The 25,057-nt window shown below is 73.3% G+C and carries 20 protein-coding genes and 2 pseudogenes; 11 read left to right on the top strand and 11 right to left on the bottom strand.

Features of this window, described 5'->3' with window-relative positions; translation table 11 throughout:
- Positions 1-9: 9 nt before the first annotated feature.
- The 6 genes from AWQ70_RS22500 to AWQ70_RS22475 form a co-directional block, all read right to left on the bottom strand.
- Complete coding sequence (locus AWQ70_RS22500; protein ID WP_067179243.1) at positions 10-1,185, bottom strand: branched-chain amino acid ABC transporter substrate-binding protein; 1,176 nt, start codon at positions 1,183-1,185, stop codon at positions 10-12.
- Positions 1,186-1,391: 206 nt separating this feature from the next.
- Entirely contained in the window at positions 1,392-2,393 is a 1,002-nt protein-coding gene (locus AWQ70_RS22495) for a proline racemase family protein (protein WP_067179242.1), read from the bottom strand.
- Between the two features lie 102 nt (positions 2,394-2,495).
- Positions 2,496-3,389, bottom strand: a complete 894-nt coding sequence (locus AWQ70_RS22490; protein ID WP_218004615.1) for a dihydrodipicolinate synthase family protein — start codon at positions 3,387-3,389, stop codon at positions 2,496-2,498.
- Positions 3,376-4,836, bottom strand: coding sequence for an FAD-dependent oxidoreductase (locus AWQ70_RS22485; protein ID WP_067179241.1), 1,461 nt, complete (start codon positions 4,834-4,836; stop codon positions 3,376-3,378). The genes AWQ70_RS22490 and AWQ70_RS22485 overlap by 14 nt, the downstream gene beginning before the upstream one ends.
- A complete protein-coding gene (locus AWQ70_RS22480) occupies positions 4,833-5,120 on the bottom strand; it encodes a (2Fe-2S)-binding protein (protein WP_067179390.1) in 288 nt (95 codons plus the stop codon). Before AWQ70_RS22480 ends, AWQ70_RS22485 begins: the two co-directional genes overlap by 4 nt.
- Positions 5,121-5,266: 146 nt before the next feature.
- Entirely contained in the window at positions 5,267-6,445 is a 1,179-nt protein-coding gene (locus AWQ70_RS22475; RefSeq protein ID WP_084517625.1) for an NAD(P)/FAD-dependent oxidoreductase, read from the bottom strand.
- 123 nt (positions 6,446-6,568) lie between these two features.
- Here AWQ70_RS22475 and AWQ70_RS22470 point away from each other — a divergent pair, with 123 nt between their 5' ends.
- Positions 6,569-7,606, top strand: coding sequence for a COX15/CtaA family protein (locus AWQ70_RS22470; protein WP_067179240.1), 1,038 nt, complete (start codon positions 6,569-6,571; stop codon positions 7,604-7,606).
- Between the two features lie 118 nt (positions 7,607-7,724).
- Here AWQ70_RS22470 and AWQ70_RS22465 read toward each other — a convergent pair whose 3' ends face one another.
- Positions 7,725-7,949, bottom strand: a complete 225-nt coding sequence (locus AWQ70_RS22465; protein WP_067179239.1) for a hypothetical protein — start codon at positions 7,947-7,949, stop codon at positions 7,725-7,727.
- A 110-nt stretch (positions 7,950-8,059) separates the two neighbouring features.
- Here AWQ70_RS22465 and AWQ70_RS42610 point away from each other — a divergent pair.
- From AWQ70_RS42610 to AWQ70_RS22450, 3 genes and pseudogenes are all read left to right on the top strand, one after another.
- Positions 8,060-8,512 (top strand): annotated as a pseudogene (locus AWQ70_RS42610) (sensor histidine kinase); the annotation flags it as partial.
- A gap of 80 nt (positions 8,513-8,592) precedes the next feature.
- Positions 8,593-8,829: pseudogene (locus AWQ70_RS22455) on the top strand (response regulator transcription factor); the annotation flags it as partial.
- A gap of 342 nt (positions 8,830-9,171) precedes the next feature.
- Positions 9,172-9,894, top strand: coding sequence for a SanA/YdcF family protein (locus AWQ70_RS22450; protein WP_067179237.1), 723 nt, complete (start codon positions 9,172-9,174; stop codon positions 9,892-9,894).
- Positions 9,895-10,417: 523 nt separating this feature from the next.
- Here the strand turns inward: AWQ70_RS22450 and AWQ70_RS40600 are convergent.
- The 3 genes from AWQ70_RS40600 to AWQ70_RS22440 all read right to left on the bottom strand — a co-directional run bounded on the left by AWQ70_RS40600 (position 10,418) and on the right by AWQ70_RS22440 (position 13,157).
- Positions 10,418-10,696 carry a cellulose binding domain-containing protein gene (locus tag AWQ70_RS40600; protein WP_245647099.1) on the bottom strand — a complete coding sequence of 93 codons (279 nt, stop codon included), beginning with the start codon at positions 10,694-10,696 and terminating at the stop codon, positions 10,418-10,420.
- Positions 10,656-11,432, bottom strand: a complete 777-nt coding sequence (locus AWQ70_RS22445) for a lytic polysaccharide monooxygenase auxiliary activity family 9 protein (RefSeq protein ID WP_245647098.1) — start codon at positions 11,430-11,432, stop codon at positions 10,656-10,658. The genes AWQ70_RS40600 and AWQ70_RS22445 overlap by 41 nt, the downstream gene beginning before the upstream one ends.
- A 213-nt stretch (positions 11,433-11,645) precedes the next feature.
- Positions 11,646-13,157, bottom strand: coding sequence for a PrsW family intramembrane metalloprotease (locus tag AWQ70_RS22440; protein WP_084517620.1), 1,512 nt, complete (start codon positions 13,155-13,157; stop codon positions 11,646-11,648).
- Between the two features lie 193 nt (positions 13,158-13,350).
- Here AWQ70_RS22440 and AWQ70_RS22435 point away from each other — a divergent pair, with 193 nt between their 5' ends.
- On the top strand, positions 13,351-14,928 hold the full coding sequence (locus tag AWQ70_RS22435) for a N,N-dimethylformamidase beta subunit family domain-containing protein (RefSeq protein WP_157530245.1): 1,578 nt from the start codon (positions 13,351-13,353) through the stop codon (positions 14,926-14,928).
- Between the two features lie 58 nt (positions 14,929-14,986).
- Here AWQ70_RS22435 and AWQ70_RS22430 read toward each other — a convergent pair whose 3' ends face one another.
- The gene (locus AWQ70_RS22430) at positions 14,987-15,937 is read right to left on the bottom strand and encodes a heme o synthase (protein ID WP_067179235.1); all 951 of its coding nucleotides are present in this window, start codon (positions 15,935-15,937) and stop codon (positions 14,987-14,989) included.
- Between the two features lie 353 nt (positions 15,938-16,290).
- Between AWQ70_RS22430 and tkt the strand changes: the two genes are divergently transcribed.
- From tkt to pgl, 6 genes are all read left to right on the top strand, one after another.
- Complete coding sequence (gene tkt, locus AWQ70_RS22425) at positions 16,291-18,336, top strand: transketolase (RefSeq protein ID WP_373282359.1); 2,046 nt, start codon at positions 16,291-16,293, stop codon at positions 18,334-18,336.
- Between the two features lie 7 nt (positions 18,337-18,343).
- Entirely contained in the window at positions 18,344-19,447 is a 1,104-nt protein-coding gene (tal, locus tag AWQ70_RS22420; protein WP_067179231.1) for a transaldolase, read from the top strand.
- Position 19,448: 1 nt separating this feature from the next.
- Positions 19,449-21,074 carry a phosphoglucose isomerase-related protein gene (locus tag AWQ70_RS22415; RefSeq protein WP_067179229.1) on the top strand — a complete coding sequence of 542 codons (1,626 nt, stop codon included), beginning with the start codon at positions 19,449-19,451 and terminating at the stop codon, positions 21,072-21,074.
- A gap of 48 nt (positions 21,075-21,122) precedes the next feature.
- On the top strand, positions 21,123-22,829 hold the full coding sequence (gene zwf, locus AWQ70_RS22410; RefSeq protein WP_245647097.1) for a glucose-6-phosphate dehydrogenase: 1,707 nt from the start codon (positions 21,123-21,125) through the stop codon (positions 22,827-22,829).
- 16 nt (positions 22,830-22,845) lie between these two features.
- Entirely contained in the window at positions 22,846-23,760 is a 915-nt protein-coding gene (opcA, locus tag AWQ70_RS22405; protein ID WP_067179227.1) for a glucose-6-phosphate dehydrogenase assembly protein OpcA, read from the top strand.
- Positions 23,761-23,943: 183 nt separating this feature from the next.
- Positions 23,944-24,720 carry a 6-phosphogluconolactonase gene (gene pgl, locus AWQ70_RS22400; RefSeq protein WP_067179225.1) on the top strand — a complete coding sequence of 259 codons (777 nt, stop codon included), beginning with the start codon at positions 23,944-23,946 and terminating at the stop codon, positions 24,718-24,720.
- The last annotated feature ends 337 nt before the right edge of the window (positions 24,721-25,057 follow it).

The following is a 25,057-nucleotide window of genomic DNA, read 5'->3' as shown; positions in this document are numbered from 1 at the left end:
CCCCGAACGTCACTGGAGGGCGTCCTGGAGGGCGAACGCGCCGTCCTTGACGACCAGGATCTGGAAGCCGCCGGTGCTCAGGGTGTGCTCGGGGGTGAACTTGAGCGGTCCGGAGAACATCGGGAACCCGTCGATCGCCTCGAGCGCGGCGACGATCTTCTGCCCGTCCGTGCCGCCCGCCTTGGTGATCGCCTCGGCGGCGAGCCGCACCGCGTCGTAGGACTGGTTGGAGTACGGGCCGGGGTCGGAGCCGAACTTCTTCTTGTAGTCGGCGATCCACGTCTCGGCGCCCTGGAGCGTCTCCGGCGTCTGCGTCATCGTGGCGTACACACCGGCGGCCGCCTCGGCGCCGGCGATCTCGATCAGCTTGGGCGAGACCGAGCCGTCGCCGACCATGATCTTGCCCTTGTAGCCCGCCTGGCGGAACTGCCGGGCGAGCAGGCCGGCCTCCTGGAAGTAGCCGGTCCAGTAGACGTAGTCGGGCTTCTTGGCCAGCACGTTGTTGATGTTGGCGCTGTAGTCGCTCTCCTTGGGCGTGACCGCCTCCAGGATCGCGGTCTCCGGGCCACCCGGCTCGTCGAGCAGCTTCTGGGTGCGCACCGCGAGGTCCTTGGAATAGCTGGTGTTGTCGTGCATGAGGGCGACCTTGGCGGCACCCTCCTTGGTCATCCAGGCGGCCGCCGCCGCGGCCTGCTGCCCGCCGGTGCCGTTGATGAGGAAGACGTTCTTGAGCTTCTGGTCGACGAGCTCCTGCGAGTTCGCGACCGGGATGATCATCGGGACGCCGGCCTTGTCGAAGATCGGCAGAGTGGGGAGGGTGGCGCCGGAGCAGTATCCGCCGACCGAGACGTCGACGCCCGCGGTCACCAGCTTGTTCGCGCCCGCGGCGGCGGTCTGCGGGTCGCAGGCGTCGTCGGCGGTCTTCAGCTCCAGCTTGCGGCCGAGCACGCCGCCCTTGGCGTTGATCTCGTCCACGGCCATCTGGGCGGCGTTGCTCATGTAGGGGCCGATCGCCGCCTCGCTGCCCGACTGCGGGATCAGCATGCCGAGCATGATCGGCTGGTCCTTCTTCTCGCCGGAGCCGGCGTCGTCGCCGCCGCCGAGCAGCCCCTGTCCGCACCCCGCGGTCAGCAGGGCCGCCGACGCCATGACGGCCGTGAGAGCCGTCCCATAGAGCTTGCGCATCCGCGCCTCCTCTTCCGAATGTGGAATGTGACATTGCACGTCCCGGAAGATCGGGTCAAGGTCTGATACCGGACCGTTAGCGGGCTGTGAGGAGCCGGGCGGAGCCCTCTGTACGGACCCGCCGGAGGCGTGCGCGAGCCCCGGCGGGACACGGGCGCGGTCGCTCGTCCCGTGCCCCGCCGGACCGGCCGGTCCGTCCGGCGCGGCTACAGCAGGAAGCCGGCCGGGAAGGGGTCGCGGGGGTCGAGGAAATACTGGGCGGTACCGGTCACCCAGGCCCGCCCGGTGATCGTGGGGACCACCGCTGGCAGGTCCCCGGCCGTCGTCTCCGCGACCAGGCGGCCGACGAACCGGGTGCCGATGAACGACTCGTTGACGAAGTCCGCGTCCAGCGGCAGCTCGCCCCGCGCGTGCAACTGGGCCATCCGCGCGCTCGTTCCCGTGCCGCACGGCGAGCGGTCGAACCAGCCGGGGTGGATCGCCATCGCGTGCCGGGAGTGCCGGGCGTCCGACCCCGGGGCGACGAACTGGACGTGGTGGCAGCCGCGGATCCCGGGATCCTCCGGATGCACCGGCTCGTCCCGCTCGTTGATCGCGGCCATCACGGCGAGGCCGGCGTCGAGGATCTCCTGCTTGCGCGACCGGTCGAACGGCAGCCCGACCGACTCGACGGGGAGGATCGCGTAGAAGTTGCCGCCGTACGCGAGGTCGTAGCCGACCTCCCCGAGCCCCGGGACCGTCACCGTACAGTCGAGCGCGACGCTGAACGACGGCACGTTGGTGATGGTGACCGCGGTCGCCGCGCCGTCCTCGACCCGCACCTCGGCCGTGACCAGGCCGGCCGGGGTGTCCAGCCGGATCACCGTCACCGGCTCGGTCACCTCGACCATCCCGGTCTCCACCAGCACCGTGGCGACGCCGATGGTCCCGTGGCCGCACATCGGCAGGCAGCCGGACACCTCGATGTAGAGCACGCCGAAGTCGGCGTCGGCCCTGGTGGGCGGTTGCAGGATCGCCCCGCTCATCGCCGAGTGCCCGCGCGGCTCGTACATCAGCAGCGTTCGGACGTGGTCGAGGTTCTTCACGAAGTGCTCGCGGCGCTCGGCCATGGTCGCGCCCGGGATCACCCCGACACCGCCGGTGATCACACGGGTGGGCATGCCCTCGGTATGGGAGTCCACCGCGTGGAAGACCCGCTTCGTCCTCATCTCACCCCTCCCCGACGGCCCGCGCGTCCGCCGACCGTGCGGCGGCGGCCCTCCCGGTCACCTTTCGTGGAGCGACGGGGTCGTCCCGGTCGCGCCCCCGCACTAGCGGAGCCCCTCGGCGAGCGCTTTCTCGGTCGCGGCGCGTACGGCGGCCTCCTGCTCGGCCGTCAACGGCTGCCTCGGCGGGCGGCACGGGCCGCCGTACCGCCCGGCGACGTCCATCGACAGCTTGATCGCCTGGACGAACTCCGTCTTGGAGTCCCAGCGCAGCAGCGCGTGCAGGGACCGGTAGAGCGGGAGCGCCGTCTCCAGGTCGCCGGCCACGGCCGCGCGGTAGAGCGCGACGGTCGCGGCCGGGAGCGCGTTCGGGTAGCCCGCGACCCAGCCGACCGCCCCGGCGAGGGCCACCTCCAGCAGCACGTCGTCGGAGCCGATGAGCACGTCGAGCCCGGGGGCGAGCTCGGCGATCTCGTACGCCCGCCGCACGTCCCCGGTGAACTCCTTCACTCCCACGATGAGCCCCTCGGCGTGCAGCGCCGCGAGCAGCCGGGGCGTGAGGTCCGCCTTGGTGTCGATGGGGTTGTTGTAGGCCACGACGGGCACCCCGGCCGCGGCCACCTCGCGGTAGTGCGCCAGGACCGCCCGCTCGTCGGCCCGGTAGGCGTTCGGCGGCAGCAGCATCACGGCCCCGCACCCCGCGTCACGCGCCTGCTCGGCCCAGCGGCGGGCCTCCAGGGCCCCGTAGGCGGCGATCCCCGGCATGACGCGGTCGCCCCCGACCGCCGCGACCGCGGTCTCCACGACCTTCGCCCGCTCCTCGGGCGTCAGCGTCTGGTACTCCCCCAGGGAGCCGTTGGGCACCACGCCGTCGCAGCCTTCGGCGACCAGCCACCGGCAGTGTTCGGCGTACGCGTCGTGGTCGACGGCCAGGTCGTCCCGCAGCGGCAGCGCGGTCGCCACCATCACTCCGCGCCACGGTTTCTCACGAGTCGTCATCAGATGTCCTCTCATCCATGGCGGCGAGGTCGCCGAGCCGTACGGGCTGGGCGACCGGCCGCCGGGGCGGTCCCGGCTCCTCACCGGCGAGGCGGGCCACGGCCTCGCCGCAGATCCGTCCCTGGCACCAGCCCATCCCGGGCCGGGCCAGCAGCTTGATGGAGCGCGCGTCGGCGGCGCCCAGGTCCCGGGCCTCCTTGACCCGGCCGTACGGCACCTCCTCGCAGCGGCAGATCAGGGTGTCGTCACGCAGCCAGGAGGTCCAGCCGTCCTTCACGGGGTAGGCGCGCAGCAGCGCCCGCGCGAACCCGGTCAGGCGCCGCCGACGCGCTTCGAGGCGCGCGCCGACACGGGCCTCGGACCGGATCCCGGGTCCGAAACCCGTTCCGGGCTCGGGCCGGGCTCCCACGCCGGTGCCCGCCGGAACGCCGAGTGCGTCGGCCACGACGGCGCGGCCCGCGATCAGCCCTTCGAGCTCGGCCAAGTCGGCGCCGCCCACGCCCGTGGTCTCCCCCGCCGCGTACACGCCGGGGACGCCGGTCCGCATGTGCCGGTCCACCCGCACGGCCGGGCCGCCCGCCGCGTCCGCGCCGATCGCGCAGCCGAGCTGCGCCGCGAGGTCGAGCTGGGGCGTGAACCCGTAGCCGACGGCGAGGACGTCGCACTCGACCGTCTCGTGACCGCCCCTGTACGGCCGCCACTCGGCGTCCACCCTGGCGACCGTCACGTGGGTCAGCTCGCCGTCGCCGTGCGCGGCGACCACCGCCCGGCCCCCCTTGTACGGCACGCGGTGCCGGGCCAGGCCCCAGCCGTACGCGAGGGCCTCGGCGGCCTTGCCGGGCCGGGTGAGGGCGCGGGGCGCGAGCGCGAACCTGCCGCCCGCCTCGAAGACCCCGGCGACCTTCGCCCCGGCGGCGGCCAGCGAGGTGGCGACGGGAAGCAGGAACGGACCGGTCCCGGCCACCACGACGCGGCGCCCGGCGACGACGAGGTTGCCCTTGAGTAGCGCCTGCGCGCCGCCCGCCGTCATCACCCCGGGCAGGTCCCAGCCGGGGAACGGCAGGACGCGGTCGTGCGCGCCGGTCGCGATGAGCAGCCGCGCACCGGTGACGGTCCCGGCCCGCTCCTCCCGGCCCGCCAGGCAGTGGACGGCGAAACCTCCGCCGGGCGCGGGCCCGGCCGCCCAGACCCGGTGGTTCAGCAGGACGTCGGCGCCGTCGAGTCCGTCGCGGAGCCGTACGAACCGGGAGAACCCATGATGGAGCGCCCACGGCCGGGCGGCGCGGAAGCCGTCGGGAAGCGCGCGGAAGTACTGGCCGCCGACGCGCGCCCCCGAGTCGAGCACCGCCACGCGCAGGCCCGCCCGCGCCGCCACGCCCGCCGCCGCCAGGCCCGCCGGCCCAGCGCCGACCACCACCAGGTCGTACGTCGCCGCGTCCGCCGTCATGAGGTCGTCACCTCGTCTCCGGGGCGGGCCTCGGTCAGGCAGGCCCGCAGGTTCTCCACGCCGTTGACGGTGACCAGGCAGTCGAAGCAGACGCCGATCCCGCAGAACAGGCCGCGCCGCCGCCCGCCGAACCGGGTCGTACGCCAGGTCCGGACGCCGGCGGCGTGCAGCGCCGCGCCCACGGTCTGGCCCGGCACGACGGGCACCGGCCGCCCGTCCACGCGCACCTCGAACTCCGGCTCGGGTCGCGCCCCCACCAGCCGGTACGGCGAAGCCCCGGTCATGCCGCCTCCCTCGTCCAGATGTGTCACGGCACCGCCCGCGCCGTGTCCGCGCCCGTGCCCGCCTCTCACGGCCTCCGCCCCGCCTCCACCGCCGCGCTCGGCCGTCGGGTCACCCGGGCCGCCCGCGCGCGCGTCGCGGCGGCCGGTCATCCCGGGGTCCCGGCGAAGCGATCCGGGCGGAAGGGCGCGGGATCGATCTCCGGCTCCGCTCCGGTGAGGAGCCGCGCGGTGAGGAGTCCGGTCACCGGGGCGAGCCCTATGCCCGCGCCCTCGTGGCCGCACGCGTGGTAGAGCCCGGGAACCCGCGGGTCGGCCCCGATGACGGGCAGGTGGTCCGGACAGTACGGCCGGAACCCGCAGTAGGCCCTGATCGCCCGGACGTCCGCGAGCGCCGGGAACAGGTCCACCGCCTGCCGGGCCAGCCGCGCGAGCACGGGCAGGGAGACGGTTCGGTCGAAGCCGACGCGCTCGCGGCTCGCGCCGATGAGCACGGTGCCCGCCCGGGTGGCCTCCACGACGGCGGAGGTCTCCAGGCCCTCGGAGTCGCTGGCCACGTTCGTCACGTAGGCCGCCGTGTAGACCTTGTGCCGGACCAGCGGCGCGGGCGGCCCCGCCGGCGAGGCGCCGTACGCCGGGGCGAGCGGCTCGGTGACCAGGATGAAGCCGCGGCGCGGCATGATCGGGAGTTCGACGCCCGCGAACGCGGCGATCCGGTCGCCCCAGACGCCTCCGGCGTTGACGACCGCGCCGGCCGGGATGTCGCCGTCGCGGGTGCGCACCCCGGTGACCCGGCCGCGCTCCATGAGGAGGCCGGTGACCTCGGTCCCGGTGCGCAGGGCGACGCGCGGCCACCGGCGGATCAGCCGCGCGGCGGCGAGCATCGGCTGCACCTGGGCGTCCTGGGGGTAGAAGACCCCGCCCGCGAACCCGGGGGCGAGGTGCGGCTCGTAGCCGGCCAGCTCGGCGGTGGCCACCTGACGGGTCACGACGCCGCTCTTCCCCTGCCGGCCGGCCAGCTGGGTGAGGGCGCGCAGCACCTCGTCGCTCTCCGCGACCACCAGGCCGCCCTTGGGCTCGTGCTCGAAGCCGCCCGCCTCGCGGGCCTCCGAGGCCAGTTCGGTCCAGAGGCGGCAGGACAGGACGGCGAGGTCCAGCTCGGGGCCCGGCTCCTTGTCCGAGACGAGGACGTTGCCCTCCCCCGATCCCGTGGTGCCGCCGGCGACGGCCGCGCGGTCCACGACGGTGACGCTCAGTCCCTCCCGGGCGGCGTAGTACGCGCAGGCCGCGCCGACCATTCCGGCACCGATCACCACGACATCCGGCACGCCCGCCCACCTCCCTCGGAGGTCAGTAATGTGTCATATTTCACTGGAGGCTGGCAATACCCCTCGGGCTCCTCCAAACGGGGCGAAGGCGGGACCACCCCCACCGCCGCCTACCATTTGAGCGTGACCAGCCTCTCCGCCCAGATCCGTGATCGCGCCGCCGGGTTCCACCGGTCGTACTGGCTGCCGACGACCGCCTCGATGCGCGGATGGGCGGTCGCCAGCATCGTCGTCAACGCGGGTATCACCGTCACCGGCGCCGGTGTCCGGGTGTCCAAGTCGGGGCTGGGCTGCCCGACGTGGCCCAAGTGCACGCCGGACAGCTTCGTCCCGGCCCAGCACGCCGCGCACTCCCCGCTCAACATGGCGATCGAGTTCGGCAACCGGCTGCTGACCTTCCTCGTCCTCGCCGTCGGCGTCGCCTGTGTCCTGGCCGCCGTCCGGCTAGTCCGCGAGGACCCCGAGGGCAGGGGCCGGCGCGTCCTGGTGCGGCTCGCCTGGCTCCAGCCGATCGGCGTGGTCGCCCAGGGGCTCTGGGGCGGCCTGGTCGTGCGGACCATGCTCCACCCGGTCACGGTGAGCGTCCATTTCCTGCTGTCGGTCGCCATGACCGCCGCCGCGTACGCGTTGTTCGCCCGGGCCGGCGAGGGTGACGGGCCGGCGCGCCCTGTGGTCCACCGGCACATCCGCACCCTCGGTCTCGTCCTGCTGGGCGCGGTCGCCGTGCTGCTCGTCGCGGGCGTCGTCGTCACCGGGACGGGGCCGCACTCGGGCGACGAGGCCGCCTCACGGTTCGGTTTCGACATCGAGACCGTGGCCCGGCTGCACGCCGACGTCGTGTGGATCGTCGTCGGGCTCACCTTCGCGCTGGTGTTCGCGCTGCATCTGACCGACGCCCCCACCCGGGTCCGCCGGGCCGCGATCGCGCTGTTCGGCATCGAGCTGGCGCAGGGCGTCATCGGCTACGTGCAGTACTTCCTGGCCATCCCCGCCGTGCTCGTGCTGCTGCACGTGCTCGGCTCGACCCTGGTGTGGATCGGCACGCTGCGCGTGGTCTTCCTGATGCGCACCCGCGACCCGCTCCCCGCCGACGGCCCCGCCGGCGAGGAGGCGGGCGAGCGAGCCCTGGCCCCGGCCACGCCGGGCGAGACACCCGCCTGAGCGGTCACCGGGCCCTCTCGACGAACGGCTCCAGCAGGCCCGGCACGGCGCGCGAGGCCAGCCGGAGCAGCGCGCGGATCGGCCTGGTTGCGCGGCGGCCGCAGCCGCGTGGAGGGCGTCACGAGGAGCGCCCCTTCTTGAGGGTGCCGGCCGTCCCGAGCAGCGCGAGGCCGAGCACCGCGAGCGTGATCGACGCGAACACCTCATATCCCGCCAGCGCGCCGACATGGTGGACGATCAGGAGATCGTGCGCCCACCTCCACCAGCCGAGCAGGGTGTTGACGGTCCCGCCGACCCCCTGGACCAGCGCCACCCAGCCCACGACTTCGAGCAACGTCTTCATGGGGCAAGCCTCACGCGGTGAGACGGCCGCCCGCGTCCGCCAGGGGTAGCGGGTGATGCCTACTTTGGTCGGTGTCGCGAAGCCGCGATCACGCCGTAACCTCGGTGCACATGACGTCGAGGTTGGAGTACCGGTGGCTGCTGCCCTCGGTCCTCCTCGGCGAGGGCGAGGGAGAGCGCCCCACGCGGCGCACCACGCGCGACTGGGTCGTGGACACAGCCCTGTTCCTGGTCGCCTGCGGTCTGACCCTGGCCTCGGCGCCGGACATCGCCGGCGAGGCCGGGGCGTACATCGCCGTCGAGCAGGTGCTCGGCGCGCTGTCCTGCGCGGCCGTCTGGCTGCGTCGCCGCCGGCCGGTCGCCCTGGCCCTGGTGACGTCCCTGCTCACCTCGGTGCTCGCGCTGGTGGGCGGCGCGTGCGTCGTGGCGCTGTTCACCGTGGCCGTGCACCGCCCGTTCAGGATCGCGGGGCCGGTCGTCGGCTTCGCCCTCCTGACCACGCTCCCGTACGTGCATCTGCGGCCCGATCCGCTCCTCGGCGTCTGGGGATCGTTCCTGCTGGCGGCCGCGCTGACCCTGCTGGTCTTCGCGTGGGGGACCGTCGTGCGGGCGCGGCGGCAGCTCGTCACGCCGACGGCGGCGCGGGAGCCCGCCGTGACCGGGCCCGTGCCCGGCTCGACCTGCTCAGCGCGCGTGAGCGGGAGGTCGCGGTCGCGGTCGGCGAGGGCAGGTCCAACGCCGAGATCGGCGCCGAGCTGTACATGAGCGTGCCCACGGTCAAGGCCCACGTCTCGCGCATCCTCACCAAGCTGGGCCTGAACAACCGGGTCCAGATCGCGCTGATCGTCCACGACGCGCAGGCCGCGAGCCGCGCCTCCTGACGGAGAGACGACGAGCCGGACGTCCTCACGTGGAGTCGTCACCCCGGACGCCCTACGTGGGGGGCTCATGCGGCCGGCGGGCGACGGCGGCGAAGGAGCGCTCCAGGGGCCACCGGCGCCCCGGAAGCCGACAGGAACGCCTCGGCGGCCCGGATCAGCCGCCCGCGTCCGACCGGACCTCCACGCGGAGGCCGGTCTCGCCGCACCGTCCGGCCGCCCGGCGTCCGGATCTACACTTGGTGCCCCCTTGACATCCTCCCCCTCGCAAACGAGGGGGATCCCAACCGTCACCGGCCGGTCTTCCTGCTTCACCGCCGATCGCCTCGTCCGAGAGGACTCTCGTTGAGCTCCTACACCGACGCCCTCCTGAGTCGCCTCCTCCCCTGGACCTGGTCCCGCGCGGGCCTGCGGCGCGGATTCCAGATCCTGGCCGCGCTGAGCGTGCTCGCCCTCGCCCCGATGACCTGGGCCTGGCTGGACAGCTCGGGGCGCCGTGTCACCGCCGGTCCCTCGGACGCGTGGCTGTCCTCGGTGCCTACGATGCCCGTCGCCCTCGTGCTCGGGGCCGGGCTCACCGCGCGCGCCGCCCCGACGCCGATGCTCCGCACCCGGCTCGACATCGGCGTCCGGCTCTACCGCTCGGGCAAGGTCCACGCCCTGCTGGTCTCGGGTGACAACAGCCGGGTCGGGTACGACGAGCCGTCGGCGATGCGCGACTATCTCACCGCCCACGGCGTCCCTCGGGAGAAGGTCGTCCTCGACTACGCCGGATTCGACACCTGGGCCTCCTGCGTACGCGCCAGGAAGATCTTCGGGGCGTCCCGGGCGGTCGTGGTGACCCAGAACTTCCACCTCCCGCGCGCCGTCACGCTGTGCCGTACAGCGGGGCTGGACACCTTCGGCGTCGGCGACGACTCCACCCGGGACTGGCCGCTCCAGACCTACGTGTACGCGACCCGCGAGTTCTTCGCCTCGGCGAAGGCGCTCCTGGAGGCCGGGATCCTCCGCGCGGACCCGCTGCTCGGCCCCCGCGAGCGCACGCTCGACCAGGCGCTCGCCTCCTGACTCCGTCACCCCTCGCCGGCGCCGCCCCTCCCCCCTGTCGTCGCCCGGCGGGCGTTCGCCGCCCGCCCCTCAGCCTCGGCTTCCCGCCCCTCCTGCCCACGGCCCCGGCCCCATGTCGGCGTGGCCGGGGCGGGAGACGCCGCCGAGGCGAAACTTTCATCCCGGAAACCCGCCCTGAGCTGCCGTTGCCCGATCAGCCGGACGGCCGTCCTGGCCCGGTCTCACCGCGGCGGCGTAGGGTCCGGACGTCCTTTCACCCGGAGCGCTTCCACGCCTATCGGGGAGGTGAGGCCGTACGGACGAGGCCATCGCATCGCGTACATGAAGGGCGGATCCCGCTTCGCCCACCCATCGCGGATCCGGGGAGAGCGCCCACCGGCACTCTCCCCGGACCCGTTCCACGCCCCCTCCTCTCGGTCCCCGTCGGATGAGCCCGCCCGGTCCCCGTCCATCGGCCCGTGCGGTGCGCCCGTGGGCCCGGCCCGTACGGAGATCATCCGCCGGGGCTCCCGACGGGGAGGCGTCAGCCGCAGCTCACGTCGGTGAACGTCGGCGTCGAGGCGGACGTGCCGAGGAATCCGGCGGTGGCCGTCGCCCCCGCCGCCAGAGCCGAGTTCCACGACTCGGCGTGGATCATCGCCGTCGGCCCGCTCTGCATGGACGTGCCGTTCCACGCCTGCGTGATCTTGGCTCCCGAGGGGAGCGTCCACTGGACGTACCACCCGTTGAGCACGGACGACCCGGTGTTCTCGATCGTGACCTCACCCTGGAAGCCGCCCGGCCAGGAGTTCGTCAGCCGCACCGTGGCCGTGCAGGAGGCCCCGGCGGGGGGACGGACTGGGTGGCGGGCTGGGCGACGGCGACGGCGAGGCGGACGGCGTGTCCCGGATGAACATCACGTCCGAGCAGCCGTAGAAGGTCTCCTGGCTGTCCGACCGGTACCACACCGCGTAGATCACGTGCCTCCCGCTCTTGTCCGGCAGCCGCCCCGAGAACCGGTACGCGCCGTCGCTCACCGGCGGCTCCGGATCGACGGTCAGGAACGGCTCCTCCTCCATGTCCGCCCAGGTGAGCGGCTTGGTGGGGTCGTAGCCGTCCTTCGTCGCATAGAGCTTGAAGCCGCCCGGGTGGGGCACCCAGGCGCCGTAGACGAAGTTGTACGTCGAGCCGGCTTTGAGGGTCGTGACCGGCCAGTCCGCCCGAGGGGCGTCGTAGGCGGCGTATTTGCCGAACCCGCCGCTGCACAACTGGCCGTCCGGGATGAAGCCCCGGGTGCGGCCGGCGCCGTCGGAACGGAGCACGCCGTACCAGTCGTACAGCGGCTGGGTGCCGCCGTCCGCGACGGCCTGCCTGCAGGCGGGGTTGACGGGTTTGATCTCGCCGCCGGACAGCCCGTCCACATAGCAGGCGTAGGTGCGGCTGGCGGGGGCCTGGAGCGCGCCGTGCGCGTCGGCGGCTCCCTGGAACAGGGCGACGGCGACCGTGGCGATCGCGACCGTGAGTGTGGCGAGGACGGCGAGTTGGCGCCTGGATCTCACAGGGGGTTCTCCTCGTGATGGGCGGGCGCGCCGCGGCACGCGCCCGCCCATCTCGGGGAGGCGCGCCGGGCACGCCGGAACGGCGTTGCCGGTGAAAGAGCGGCGTACGGCGCACCGCACACCCTGCAGAGCCCACCCATCAGGGCCATCGCGCATCCCGATTCAAGCACGCGACCGCCTCCCCGGAAAGAGAACTTCGCCGGGAAATCGCCCTTACGTCCTGGGCGGCGGATTCCAGCGGGGAGGTCCCGGAAACGGCGGAGAGGGGTGGTCAGGGGGCGGCGGATGCCCCTGCTCGGGCGGAGCCCCCGATCCCTGCCCCGGAGGGACCCCCGGCCCGTATCCCGGCGGCGGAGTTCCCGGAGGAGCCCCAGGACCGGGGGGCGTGGCCCCGGGAGGGGGTCCCGGCTCCCCGTACCCCGGCGGCGGGCCGTACGCGCCGGCCCGGTACCCCGGCGACGGACCACTCCCGGGAGCGTCAGGCCCGTACCCCGTCGGACCACTCCCGGGAGTGCCGGGCCCGTACCCCGGCGGTGGCGTGCCGGGCGGCGGGGCACCCGGCGCGTATCCGGGCGGCGGCACCCCTTTGGCCGCCGCCTGCTGGTGCCGCCCCGGCAGCGGGAACGACATGCGCGCGTGCGCCATGAGGTCGGCGAGCGCCCGCTGCCGCTCGCGGAACGATCTCTCGTCGGTGCCGCCGCGGGACGCCCGCTCGTGCAGCAGCCCCAGCTCGGTGGCGGCGAGCTGGTAGTCGCTCATCGCCCGCACTCCCGCCTTGCCCCCGTGGGCCTTGGCCCACTGGCGGGCCTGCCGCCGTCCCTTCAGCGACGACAGCATGAAGATGTCCGCCTCGTTGATCAGCCCGTTCCGCTCATACGGCGGCAGGTAGCGGTGGATCAGCCCGACGATCCGCTTGCGGTCGCGGAAGATGACGCCCAGCTCGACGAAGAGCAGGACCATCAGCACCAGGTACGCGACGACCAGCCCGGGGAAGCCGCCGAACGAGGCGAGGCCGTTCCACAGGCCGTGCAGCACCATCGCGCCCGCCCAGCCCGCCAGGACGACCCAGTTCGCGCCGCGCCGCTGGGCCGCGTACGCCACGGAGATGCCGATCAGGGAGGTGAACAGCGGATGCGCGAACGGCGACAGCACGCCCCTGAGCACGACCGTGGCGGCGAGCCCCTCGGGCCCGTGCTCGGACAGCGCGGCCAGGTAGTAGCTGACGTTCTCGGACATGGCGAACCCGAGGCCGACCATGCTGGCGTAGATGATGCCGTCGGTGGGGCCGTCGAGCTCCTGGCGGCGGAAGCGGAGCAGACCGAGCAGCACCAGGCCCTTCATGGTCTCCTCCACCAGCGGAGCGCCGAACGTCGCGACGAGGTTGCGGGCGTTCGCGGCGCTGCCGATCTGGTGCTCGATGTAGATCAGGTTGAGCGAGTTGAGCAGGCCGGCGAAGAGCACGGCGACGCCCGCCCCCCACGCGAAGGCGAAGGCGAGGTTGGCCCGCGGCTCGGGTTCCATGCGGTCGAGGGCGAGCACTCCGGCGAGCAGCAGCGGGACGGGGGCGACCGCGAGCACGAGGGCGATGAAGAACTGGACGGGGTCACCGTCGAAGATGTCGAACGACAGTGTCACGAGGGCGCAGATGCCTGCCAGGATCAGACCGATGATCAGGCCGACCGACGGGCGTTCCTTCAGCACGGTACGCGGATCCAGGCTCGCCATTCCGCGAATGTAACCGACCGGAGACCCGCTGTCCGCCCCGCCCCCGAAGATCCCCCCGGCCGTCCGGCGTTCCGCGCCTTTCCCGAATGCGGACCACCGCCTGACCGTACGCTCGACCCTGCCTTTCCCCGCCGGGGGTAGCGTTCTGCGGAGCGATCTTCTTGTTGGCCGTTCGTCACGGGGGGCGGAGCGGATGGACGAGACCGACGGCGGCAGGCTGAGCCGCAGGACCTTCCTCGGCGTCGTGGCCGCGGCCACGGCGGGCGCCACGGCCTGCGGGGCCGGCGGGCACGACGGCGCGGCGGCGCGGGCGGGGGGAACGCCCGCCTCGGGGCCGCTCCTGCTCCCGTCCGCGAGCCCGTCCCCCGACGCGGCGGCCTCGCCGCAGCCGGCCCGCTACGAGCGGCTCCGGCCCGGCGACCCCGCCTGGCGGGCCCGCTCGTACGGCCCGGCCGACGCGATCGAGGGCTACTGCGACCGGGCGAGCGTGCTCCCCGGCCATCCGGTCGAGCTGCGCGTCTCGACCACCGCCGACCGCTTCCGGGTCACCGCGTACCGCATGGGCTGGTACGGCGGGGCGGAGGCGCGCCGGGTGTGGCGGTCGGAGTGGCTGCCCGGCCGCAGGCAGGGGCGCGGCGACCTCGACGGGGCGACCCGCACGGTGCACGCGAACTGGCGGCGGTCCCTCACGGTGCCGACGGCGGGCTGGCCCGAGGGTGCCTACCTGCTGCGGCTCGACTCGGCGAAGGGGCACCAGCGGTACGTGCCGCTCATCCTGCGGTCCGCGGAGGCCACCGGCCGCACGCTGCTGGTGCACGCCACGGCCACCTGGCAGGCGTACAACCAGTGGGGCGGCTACAGCCTCTACTACGGGCGGGACGGCAGCTACGGCGCCCGCTCCCTCGCGGTGAGCTTCGACCGGCCCTACGACAAGAACGGCGCGGAGAAGTTCCTCGTCTACGAGCGCGCGCTGGTGGTGCTCGCCGAACGCCTCGGCGTCCCCCTGGCGTACACGACGGGCCTGGACCTGACGCCCGAGCTGATGAAGGGCGCGGCGTCGATCGTCTTCCTCGGCCACGACGAGTACTGGACGCCGCAGATGCGCAGGCAGGTCACCCGGGCCAGGGACGCCGGGTCCAACATCGCCTTCCTGGGGGCCAACACCTGCTACCGCCGCATCCGGGTGGAGAACGAGGGCCGGCTGGTCGTCTGCTACAAGGACCAGTACGCCCGCGACCCGATGTACGGGCGGCGGCCCCCCGAGGTGACGGCGGACTTCAGGTCGGCGCCCGCGCCGGACCCGGAGTCCTCGCTCACGGGCGTCTACTACGACGGGTTCCCCGCCGACGCCCCCTACGTGGTGGCGGCGCCGCACCACTGGCTGTTCGAGGGGACCGGGGTGCGGCGCGGCGACGCGTTCCCGCACCTGGTCGGCGTGGAGTACGACCGGGTGACGCCGAGCGTGCCGACGCCGCGGCCGATCGAGATCATCGCGCACTCGCCGCTGATGTGCGGGAACCGGCCGAGTTTCGCCGACTCGGCGTACTACACGACGCCGAGCGGCGCGGGGGTCTTCGCGACGGGCACGATGCGGTGGGTGGAGGGGCTGCGGGCCGGTCTCCCCGGAGGCCCGCGGGCCCACGACATGGACGCGAGGACCCGCCGGTTCGTCACGCGGACGACGTCGAACCTGTTGCGCGCCTTCTCGCGGGGCCCGGCGGGCGACCACCGGGCCGTCCCGCGCGACAACGTCCACGCGTTCTACACGTGACGGCGGCGCGGCCCGGCCGCCTGGTCGGCGGCTCAGGCCGGCGGCTCGGGCCGGCGGCTCAGACGAACAGCGAGTCGACCGCGACGGTGAGGAACAGCAGCGCGAGGTAGACGTTCGACCAGTGGAAGAAGCGCATCGGGCGCAGGTCGACCCCGGTCTTGCCCGCGTTCAGGCGGCCGAGCAGGCGGTAGACCTCCCACAGGCAGGCGGCTCCGAGGACGGCGGCGACGACCGGGTACAGGAGCGACGTCCCGGCGACCGGCCACAGCAGCAGCGAGCACAGCACGGTCGCCCAGGTGTAGGCGATCACCTCGCGCACGACGCGGCGCTCGGTCGCGACGACCGGCAGCATCGGCACGTCCACCGAGGCGTAGTCCTCGCGGTAGCGCATGGCCAGCGTCCAGGTGTGCGGCGGCGTCCAGAAGAACACGACGCCGAACAGCACGACGGGGGCCCACGAGAGGCTGCCGGTGATGCCGGCCCAGCCGATCAGCACCGGCATGCAGCCGGCGATGCCGCCCCAGACGATGTTCTGCACGGTGCGCCGCTTGAGCACCATCGAGTAGACGAGGACGTAGAACAGGATCGCGCCCAGCGACAGCGCGGCGGCGAGCCAGTTCACGGCCAGGCCGAGGCCGACGGTGGAGATGACGCCGAGGATCACGCCGAAGACCAGCGCGCCCGTCGGGGAGACCTCGGACTTGGCCAGGGGACGGCGGCGGGTGCGCCGCATCGTCTTGTCGATGTCCCGGTCGATGTAGCAGTTCAGCACGTTGGCGCTGCCGGCGGACAGCGTGCCGAAGACCATCGTCGCGATGGCCGTCCACAGCGGCGGCAGGCCGCGCGCGGCGAGGAACATGACGGGGAGGGTCGTGATCAGCAGCAGCTCGATGATCCGCGGCTTGGTGAGCGCGACGTACGCCCGCACAAGCGCGCCCAGGGAGCGCGGCGCGGTCGCCACCGCCGTTCCGAGCGGGGGCACCGATTCCATCTTCGTCAGCACCGTCAAGGCGCTTCCAGCGTGTGCGGGGTCAACGCGTAACCTCTGAATTGAGCGGATCTCCGGGCAGCAGCCAGGCACTTGTGGACTCACTGTAGTCGGGAGAACCGGTGGTCCCTGAACTGGGGCCGGAAGGGACGCCCGCGCGGCCCGGCCGGAACGCCCCCGCTCACGGCGCCGTGCGGCCCGTACGGCGGTGGTCTACCGAACGGTAGGACCCCCGACCCGTTAGGGTCCCGTGTGGGCGGGAAATGCCAAAACCGGCGCAATGAAACTAGAGGGGAATCGAGCAGTTGAGCAGCGCAAGCCTTGAGTGGACCGACCTCGACCGGCGAGCAGTCGACGTGGTGCGAGCACTGGCGATGGACGCGGTCGAGAAGGCGGGCTCGGGTCACCCCGGAACTGCGATGAGCCTGGCTCCCGCGGCCTATCTCCTTTTCCAGCGGGTCCTCCGGCACGACCCGTCCGACGCCAAGTGGGTGGGCCGCGACCGGTTCGTCCTTTCCTGCGGTCACAGCAGCCTGACCCTTTACATCCAGCTCTACCTCTCGGGCTACGGCCTGCGCCTGGAGGACCTCAAGGCGCTGCGGCAGTGGGGCAGCCTCACCCCGGGCCACCCGGAGTACGGCCACACCGTCGGCGTGGAGACCACGACCGGCCCGCTCGGCCAGGGCATCGGCAACGCGGTCGGCATGGCCATGGCGGCCCGCCGCGAGCGCGGCCTGTTCGACCCGGACGCGGCCCCCGGGACGTCGCCGTTCGACCACATGATCTGGTGCTTCGCCTCCGAGGGCGACATCGAGGAGGGCATCAGCCACGAGGTCAGCGCGCTCGCCGGCCACCAGAAGCTGGGCAACCTCGCCGTCGTCTTCGACTCCAACCACATCTCGATCGAGGACGACACCCAGATCGCGCTGTCGGAGGACATCTCCAAGCGGTACGAGGCGTACGGCTGGCAGGTGCTGGAGGTCGACTGGACCGCCACCGGCGAGTACAAGGAGGACGTGCAGGCGCTGTACGACGCCCTCGAGGCGGCCCGCGCGGAGACCGATCGGCCGACGTTCATCAAGCTGCGCACCATCATCGGCTGGCCCTCGCCCGGCAAGCAGAACACCGGCAAGATCCACGGTGCGGCGCTGGGCGACGCGGAGGTCGCCGCCACCAAGCGGGTGCTCGGCCTCGACCCCGAGCAGACCTTCCAGGTCCCGGGGGACGTCCTCGACCACTCCAGGGAGGTCGTCAAGCGCGGCCGCGAGCTGCGCGCCGAGTGGGAGAAGGGCTACCAGAGCTGGCGGGCGGACAACCCCGAGCGCGCCGAGCTGTTCGACCGGATCTCGGCCCGCCGCCTGCCGAACGGCTGGTACAAGGCACTGCCCTCCTTCGAGGCCGGCGCCTCCATCGCCACCCGCAAGGCGTCCGGCGAGGTGCTGAGCGCCCTCGCGCCGGTGCTGCCGGAGCTGTGGGGCGGCTCCGCCGACCTCGCCGAGTCCAACAACACGACGATGAAGGGCGAGCCGTCCTTCATCCCGGACGAGTACCAGACGCACGAGTTCCCGGGCAACCGGTACGGCCGCACCCTGCACTTCGGCATCCGCGAGCACGGCATGGGCGCCATCCTCAACGGCATCGCCCTGCACAACGGCACCCGCCCGTACGGCGGCACCTTCCTCGTCTTCAGCGACTACATGCGCCCGGCGGTGCGGCTCGCCGCGCTGATGAAGCTGCCGGTGACCTACGTGTGGACGCACGACTCGATCGGCCTCGGCGAGGACGGCCCGACCCACCAGCCGATCGAGCACCTGTGGTCGCTGCGCGCGATCCCCGGCCTCGACGTGGTGCGCCCGGCCGACGCGAACGAGACGGCCGCGGCGTGGAGGGCGATCCTGGAGCACACCGACCGCCCGGCGGCGCTCGCGCTGACCCGGCAGAACCTGCCGGTGTACGAGGGCACGGGCGACGCGGACACGGTCTACCAGCATGTCGCGCGCGGCGGCTACATCCTGCAGGAGGCGTCCAACGGCCAGCCCGCCGTCGTGATCATCGGTACGGGCAGCGAGGTCGAGCTGGCGGTCGGCGCCCGCCGCATCCTCGAGGAGCAGGGCGTCCCGACCCGGGTCGTGTCGATGCCGTGCGTGGAGTGGTTCCGCGCCCAGGACGCCGCGTACCGGCAGTCGGTGCTGCCCCCGGCGGTTCGCGCCCGGGTCGCGGTCGAGGCGGGAATCTCCCTGGGCTGGCGCGAGTTCGTCGGTGATGACGGGGAAGTGCTGAGCCTTGAGCACTTCGGCGCCTCCGCGCCGTACAGGACCATCTTCGAGCAGTTCGGCCTGACCGCCGACCGCGTGGTGGCCGCCGCCAAGGCGAGCCTCGCCAAGACGGGGGCCGACAAGGGCGAGACGACCGGAAACTGAGGAGATCATGAGCGAGAACCTGAAGCGCCTCACCGGGGCCGGCGTGTCGATCTGGCTGGACGACATCAGCCGTGATCGTCTGCGCACCGGCAATCTGGCCGCCCTGATCCGGGACAAGCAGGTCGTGGGCGTCACGTCCAATCCCACGATCTTCGCGGCGGCCCTGAGCAAGGGCGACGCGTACGACGCGCAGCTCCACGACCTGCGGGTGCGGGGCGTCTCGGTCGAGGAGGCCGTCCGGTCGATCACGACCTTCGACATCCGCTGGGCCGCCGACGTGCTGCGCCCGGTCTTCAACGCGACGAACGGCGTGGACGGCCGGGTCTCCATCGAGGTCGACCCGCGCCTGGCGCGGGACACGGAGAGGACCGTCGCCGAGGCGCGCGCGCTGTGGTGGCTGGTCGACCGGCCCAACCTGTTCATCAAGATCCCGGCGACGGTCGAGGTCCTGCCCGCGATCACGCAGTGCGTCGCGGAGGGCATCAGCGTCAACGTCACGCTGATCTTCTCCCTCGAGCGCTACCGCGCGGTCATGGACGCCTGGCTGGAGGGACTGGAGAAGGCCAAGGCGAACGGCGTGAACCTCGCCGCCGTCGAGTCCGTCGCGTCGTTCTTCGTGAGCCGGGTCGACACCGAGATCGACGCCCGCCTCGACAGCGTCGGCACCCCGGAGGCGTCCGCGCTGAAGGGCCGGGCGGCGGTGGCCAACGCGCGGCTCGCGTTCGCGGCGTTCGAGGAGGTCATGGCGAGCCCGCGCTGGCAGGCGCTGCGCGCGGCGGGCGCCCGGCCGCAGCGCCCGCTGTGGGCCTCGACCGGCGTGAAGAACCCCGACTACCCCGACACGCTGTACGTCGACCAGCTCGTCACGGCGGGCACGGTCAACACGATGCCGGAGAAGACGCTCGACGCGGTCGCCGACCACGGCAAGATCTCGGGCGACACGGTGCGCCCGTTCTACGAGCAGGCGTGGAACACGATGGCCGCGCTCAAGGAGGCCGGCATCGACTACGACGACGTGGTGCGGGTCCTGGAGGACGAGGGCGTGGACAAGTTCGAGGTCTCCTGGAAGGAGCTCCTGGAGACCGTGACCGCCGAGCTCGGGAAGGCCTGAGATGACCATCGAGGTGACCCTCGGCCGGGAGCCGGAGGCCGTGCGCGCCATCCGGGAGAAGCTGGTCGCGGAGGGGGTGCCGGCGGCGCTGGCCGCCGGCGACCCCGGCCTGTGGGGGCCGGAGGCCAGGGACGAGGCGGCCGTCCGCCTCGGCTGGCTGAAGCTCCCCCTGACCAGCAGGGAGCTGCTGCCCGAGATCACCAAGCTCGTCGAGATGGCGCGCGCGGAGGGCCTCGACCACGTCGTCCTGGCCGGGATGGGCGGCTCGTCGCTGGCGCCCGAGGTGATCTGCGCCACCGAGGACGTGCCGCTGACCGTTCTCGACACCACCGACCCCGGGCAGGTCCGGCGGGCGTTGAACGACCGCCTGGAGCGCACCCTGGTGGTCGTCGCCAGCAAGAGCGGCGGCACGGTCGAGACCGACAGCCACCGGCGGATCTACGAGAAGGCGTTCCGCGACGCGGGGATCGACCCGGCCGACCGCATCGTCGTGGTCACCGATCCCGGCTCCCCTCTGGAGCAGACGGCGATCGAGGCCGGGTACCAGGTCGTCCTGGCCGACCCGAACGTCGGCGGCCGCTACAGCGCGCTGAGCGCGTTCGGGCTGGTGCCGAGCGCCCTGGCCGGCGCCGACGTCGTGCGGCTGCTCGACGACGCGGCCGCCGTCGCCCCGCGGCTCGCCCACGACGACGGCAACCCGGGCCTCGACCTGGGCGTGCTGCTCGGCGCCGAGGCGCTCGCCGGGCGCGACAAGATGGTCCTGCGCGACAGCATGACCGACATCAACGGGCTCCCCGACTGGATCGAGCAGCTCATCGCCGAGTCGACCGGCAAGTCGGGCAAGGGCATCCTTCCCGTGGTCGGCGCCGAGGCGGCCGAGGCCGGCGACCAGTTCCTGGTCCACATCGGCCCGGATGGCGGGACGTCGGTCGACGGCCCGCTGGGCGCGCAGTTCCTCGTCTGGGAGTACGCCACGGCGATCGCCGGTCGGGTGCTCGGGATCGACCCGTTCAACCAGCCGAACGTCGCCGAGTCCAAGGAGAACACCACCCGCATCCTTCAGGAGGCGGGCGACGGGCCGCTGCCGACCGGCACGCCGATCCTCCGGGACGGCCCGGTCGAGGTCTACGGCGACGTGCCGGGCGACCCGAAGAACCTGGCGGACGTGCTGACGTGGTTGCTGCGGGCGATCCCGGAGCGCGGCTATCTGGCGATCATGGCGTACCTGGACCGGGAGGCGGCGTTCGACGCCGCGCGGGTCGGGGACGCCTCGTTCGAGGAGCTGACGGAGGCGTGGGCGGCGGCCGACCCGGCGACGCTTCGGGCGCTGCTGGACTACCGGACCGACCACGCGGTGACGTTCGGCTGGGGGCCGCGCTTCCTGCACTCCACCGGCCAGTTCCACAAGGGCGGCCCGGAGGCGGGCGTGTTCCTGCAGATCACCGGCGCCGTCACCGAGGACATCGAGGTGCCGGGCAAGCCGTACACCCTGGGCCGGCTCCAGCTCGCCCAGGCCCTGGGCGACCTCGGCGCGCTGGCGTCGCGGGGACGTCCGGCGGTGCGCCTGCACCTCACCGACCGGGTGGCGGGCGTCAAGCACCTGCTGTCGGTGGCGGAGGAGCTCTGACCTCGATGAGCACGCCACTGGCGACGAGCCGGAGGGCGAGGAGATCCGATGGGTGAGCGGAACGACCGCCCCGCCGAGACGGCGCGAGCCGCCGCCGGGACGCCTGACGTCCCGGCGGCGGCCGGACCGTCCGACGCGGCGAAGACACGGCGCGGCGGGCGGGCGGCGCGCGCGGCCGAGACGTCCGGGGAACGTGGACTCGCGGCCGCGCTCGGCCCGGCCGCCGACGAGGAGGGCCCGGTGAACCCGCTGCGGGACCCGCGCGACAAGCGGCTGCCCCGCGTGGCCGGGCCGTGCGTGCTCGTCCTGTTCGGCGTGACCGGCGACCTCGCGAAGAAGAAACTGCTCCCCGCGATCTACGACCTGGGCAACCGGGGGCTGCTGCCGCCGGGGTTCTCCCTGGTCGGCTTCGCCCGCCGCGACTGGGCGCACGAGGACTTCGCCCAGGTCACGTACGAGGCGGTGAAGGAGCACGCGCGGACGCCGTTCCGCGAGGAGGTCTGGCGGCAGATCGCCGAGGGCATCCACTTCTGCCCCGGCGAGTTCAACGACGACGGCGCCTTCGACGTGCTCGCGATGATGCTCAAGGAGATCGACGAGACACGCGGCACGGGCGGGAACTACGCGTTCTACCTGTCGGTCCCGCCGAAGTTCTTCCCCGTGGTCGTCGAGCAGCTCAAGCGGACCAACCTGGCCAACGCCCCCGAGGGCGCCTGGCGGCGGGTGGTCATCGAGAAGCCGTTCGGCCACGACCTGAAGAGCGCCCGCGAGCTCAACGCGATCACCAGCGCGGTGTTCCCCGAGGAGTCGGTCTTCCGCATCGACCACTACCTCGGCAAGGAGACCGTCCAGAACATCCTGGCCCTGCGGTTCGCGAACACGCTGTACGAGCCGATCTGGAACCGCAGCTACGTGGACCACGTGCAGATCACGATGGCCGAGGACATCGGCATCGGCGGCCGGGCCGGGTACTACGACGGCATCGGCGCCGCCCGCGATGTGATCCAGAACCACCTCCTGCAGCTCCTCGCCCTGGTCGCGATGGAGGACCCGACGTCCTTCGACGCCGACTCACTGCGCCGGGAGAAGGAGAAGGTGCTCCGGTCGGTGCGGCTGCCGTCCGACCTGTCGCTCGGCACCGCGCGCGGGCAGTACACCGCGGGCTGGCAGGGCGGCGAGCCGGTCGTCGGCTACCTGGAGGAGGAGGGCATCCCGCCGGACTCCATCACCGACACGTACGCTGCCATCCGGCTGGAGGTGGCGAACCGCCGCTGGGCGGGCGTCCCCTTCTACCTGCGGGCGGGCAAGCGGCTCGGCCGCAGGGTCACCGAGGTGGCGGTGGTGTTCCAGCGGGCGCCGCACCTGCCGTTCAGCACGACCGACACCGAGATCCTCGGGCAGAACGCCCTGGTCATCCGCGTCCAGCCGGACGAGGGGATCACCGTGCGCTTCGGCTCCAAGGTGCCGGGCACGGCCATGGAGGTCAGGGACGTCAGCATGGACTTCGCCTACGGCGAGTCGTTCATGGAGTCCTCGCCCGAGGCGTACGAGCGGCTGCTGCTCGACGTCCTCATCGGGGACCCGCCCCTGTTCCCGCACCAGGCCGAGGTCGAGCTATCCTGGAAGATCCTCGACCCGATCGAGGAGCACTGGGCGGCCTCCGGCCGTCCCGAGGGCTATCCCGCGGGCACGTGGGGCCCGCCGTCCGCCGACGCCATGATCACGCGTGACGGGCGCGTGTGGCGGCGGCTGTGAGTGAACGGAAGGCGCCGTGACCACCTTCAACCTGACCGACACGACGGCCTCGAAGATCTCCGCGACGCTCACCCAGCTCCGCCACCAGATGGGGGCGCCGGCGGTGGGCATGGTCCTCACGCTGGTCGTGGTGTCCGACGAGGCCGGGCAGTACGACGCGGTGCGCGCGGCCACCGAGGCGGCGCGTGAGCATCCGTCCCGGGTGCTGACGGTCATCAAGCGCGACCCGTACGAGCCCGACCGGCTCGACGCCGAGGTGCGGATGGGCGAGTCGTCCCCGGGCGAGGTCGTCCTGCTGCGCCTGTACGGCCGGCTCACCGAGCACGCCGACTCGGTGATCAGCCCGCTGCTGCTGACCGACACGCCGGTGGTGGCGTGGTGGCCGGGTGACGCGCCCCCGGTGCCGTCGCAGGACTCCGTCGGCCGGCTCGCCACCCGCAGGATCACCGACGCCCGGGCGGCGGCCGACCCCATGGAGGCGATCGCCGGCCGCCACGTCGGCTATCTGCCGGGCGACACCGATCTCTCGTGGACGCGGCTGACGATGTGGCGCAGCCTCCTCGCCGCCGCGTTCGACCGGCCCACGCCGCGGGTCCTGTCCGGCGTGGTGACCGGCGCGGCGGGCAACCCGAGCGTGCCGCTGCTGGCGGCGTGGCTCGCGGAGCGGCTCGGCGTCATGATGGAGACGAACGAGAGCGCGGGGCCGGGCATCACCGACGTACGGCTCACGCTCGCCGGGGAGGGCGAGCTGGCGATCTCCAGGACGGACGCCCGGCTGGCGACGCTGAGCCGGCCGGGCCAGCCGGACCGGCGGGTCGCCCTGGCGCGGCGGCCGACCAGCGAGCTGCTGGCCGAGGAGCTGCGCCGCCTGGACCCGGACGACATCTACGGGGCGGCGATCCAGTGGCTGACGAGGTCCCGGGTGTCCTGACACCGGGCGGCGCGAGACAGGTGTTCCGAGGCTCGATCCGCCGGGTTTCGGCGGGCGCCGCCGCCCGGCCGCGTCCGGGACGGGCTCCGGGGGCGACCCGGCGCGCACGCCCCGGCCTGAGGTCGCGACATGCCGTGAAATGTCGTGACGTGTCCCATGTCTTCTGATGGAGAAGGAACAGCCGTGAGTGTCCCCAACGTCATCGTCCACCGCGACGCGGACGTGCTCGCCCAGGCCGTGGCGGCCCGTCTGATCACCCGCCTGGCCGACATCCAGGCGGCCCGCGGGTCGGCCCATCTCGTGCTGACCGGCGGCAGCGTCGGCATCGCGACGCTCGCGGCGGTCGCCGGAACGGCGGCGCGCGACGCGATCGACTGGCGCGCCCTCGACGTGTGGTGGGGCGACGAGCGTTTCCTGCCCGCCGGGGATCCGGAGCGCAACGAGACCGGGGCGCGGGCGGCCCTGCTCGACCACGTGGACCTGGACCCGGCCCGGGTCCACGTCATGCCGGCGGCGGACTCGGGCCTGACCGCCGAGGAGGCGGCCGAGGTCTACGCCGCCGAACTGGAGAAGGCCGCCCGGCCCGAGGACCACGGACCGGTGCCGTCGTTCGACGTGCTGCTGCTCGGGATGGGCCCGGACAGCCACGTGGCGTCGCTGTTCCCCGGGCAGCCGGCGCTTTACGAGGAGGAGCGCACCGTGGTCGCGGTGCACGGCTCGCCGAAGCCGCCGCCCACGCGCCTGTCGCTCACCCTCCCGGCGATCAGGGCCGCGCGCGAGGTGTGGATCGTCGCCGCGGGCGCGGAGAAGGCGCAGGCCGTCCATCTGGCCCTGTCCGGCGCGGGACCGATCCAGGTCCCGGCGGCCGGGGCCCGGGGCGCCGCCCGGACGCTGTTCCTGCTCGACCGGGCCGCCGCGGCCAAGATCCCGGCCGGTCTGGGCCGCATCGCCTCCCCCTGATCCCGGGGCCCCGATCGCGCCGAGGCACGGGGTCGCCCTGGTCGACGGACTCGACCCCCTGAGCCATCGCGACGGGTCCTCTCCTCCAGATCGGCGGCCTCGGCCGCCAGCCGGTCGCGTTCTCGTACGGACGCCTCCCGCTCGGCGGCCCACTCGGCGTGGCTCTCCTCGGCCTCGGCGGCGGCGCGGTCGGCCTCCTCCGCCTCGCGCCGCAGCCGCTCCCCGAGGTCGAGCAGCTCGCCGACCTCCTCCGGGTGGCGCCGGACCGCCTGGTTGACCGCCCAGGCCGCGATCGTGGGGCGGCGCAGCCTGCCCACCTCCCGGGCCAGGCGGGCGT

The sequence above is a fragment of the Microtetraspora niveoalba genome (genome assembly GCF_001570405.1).
Lineage (GTDB): Bacteria > Actinomycetota > Actinomycetes > Streptosporangiales > Streptosporangiaceae > Microtetraspora > Microtetraspora niveoalba.
Note: the sequence above shows the minus strand (reverse complement) of the source record. Positions and strands in the feature narration are given on the sequence as shown.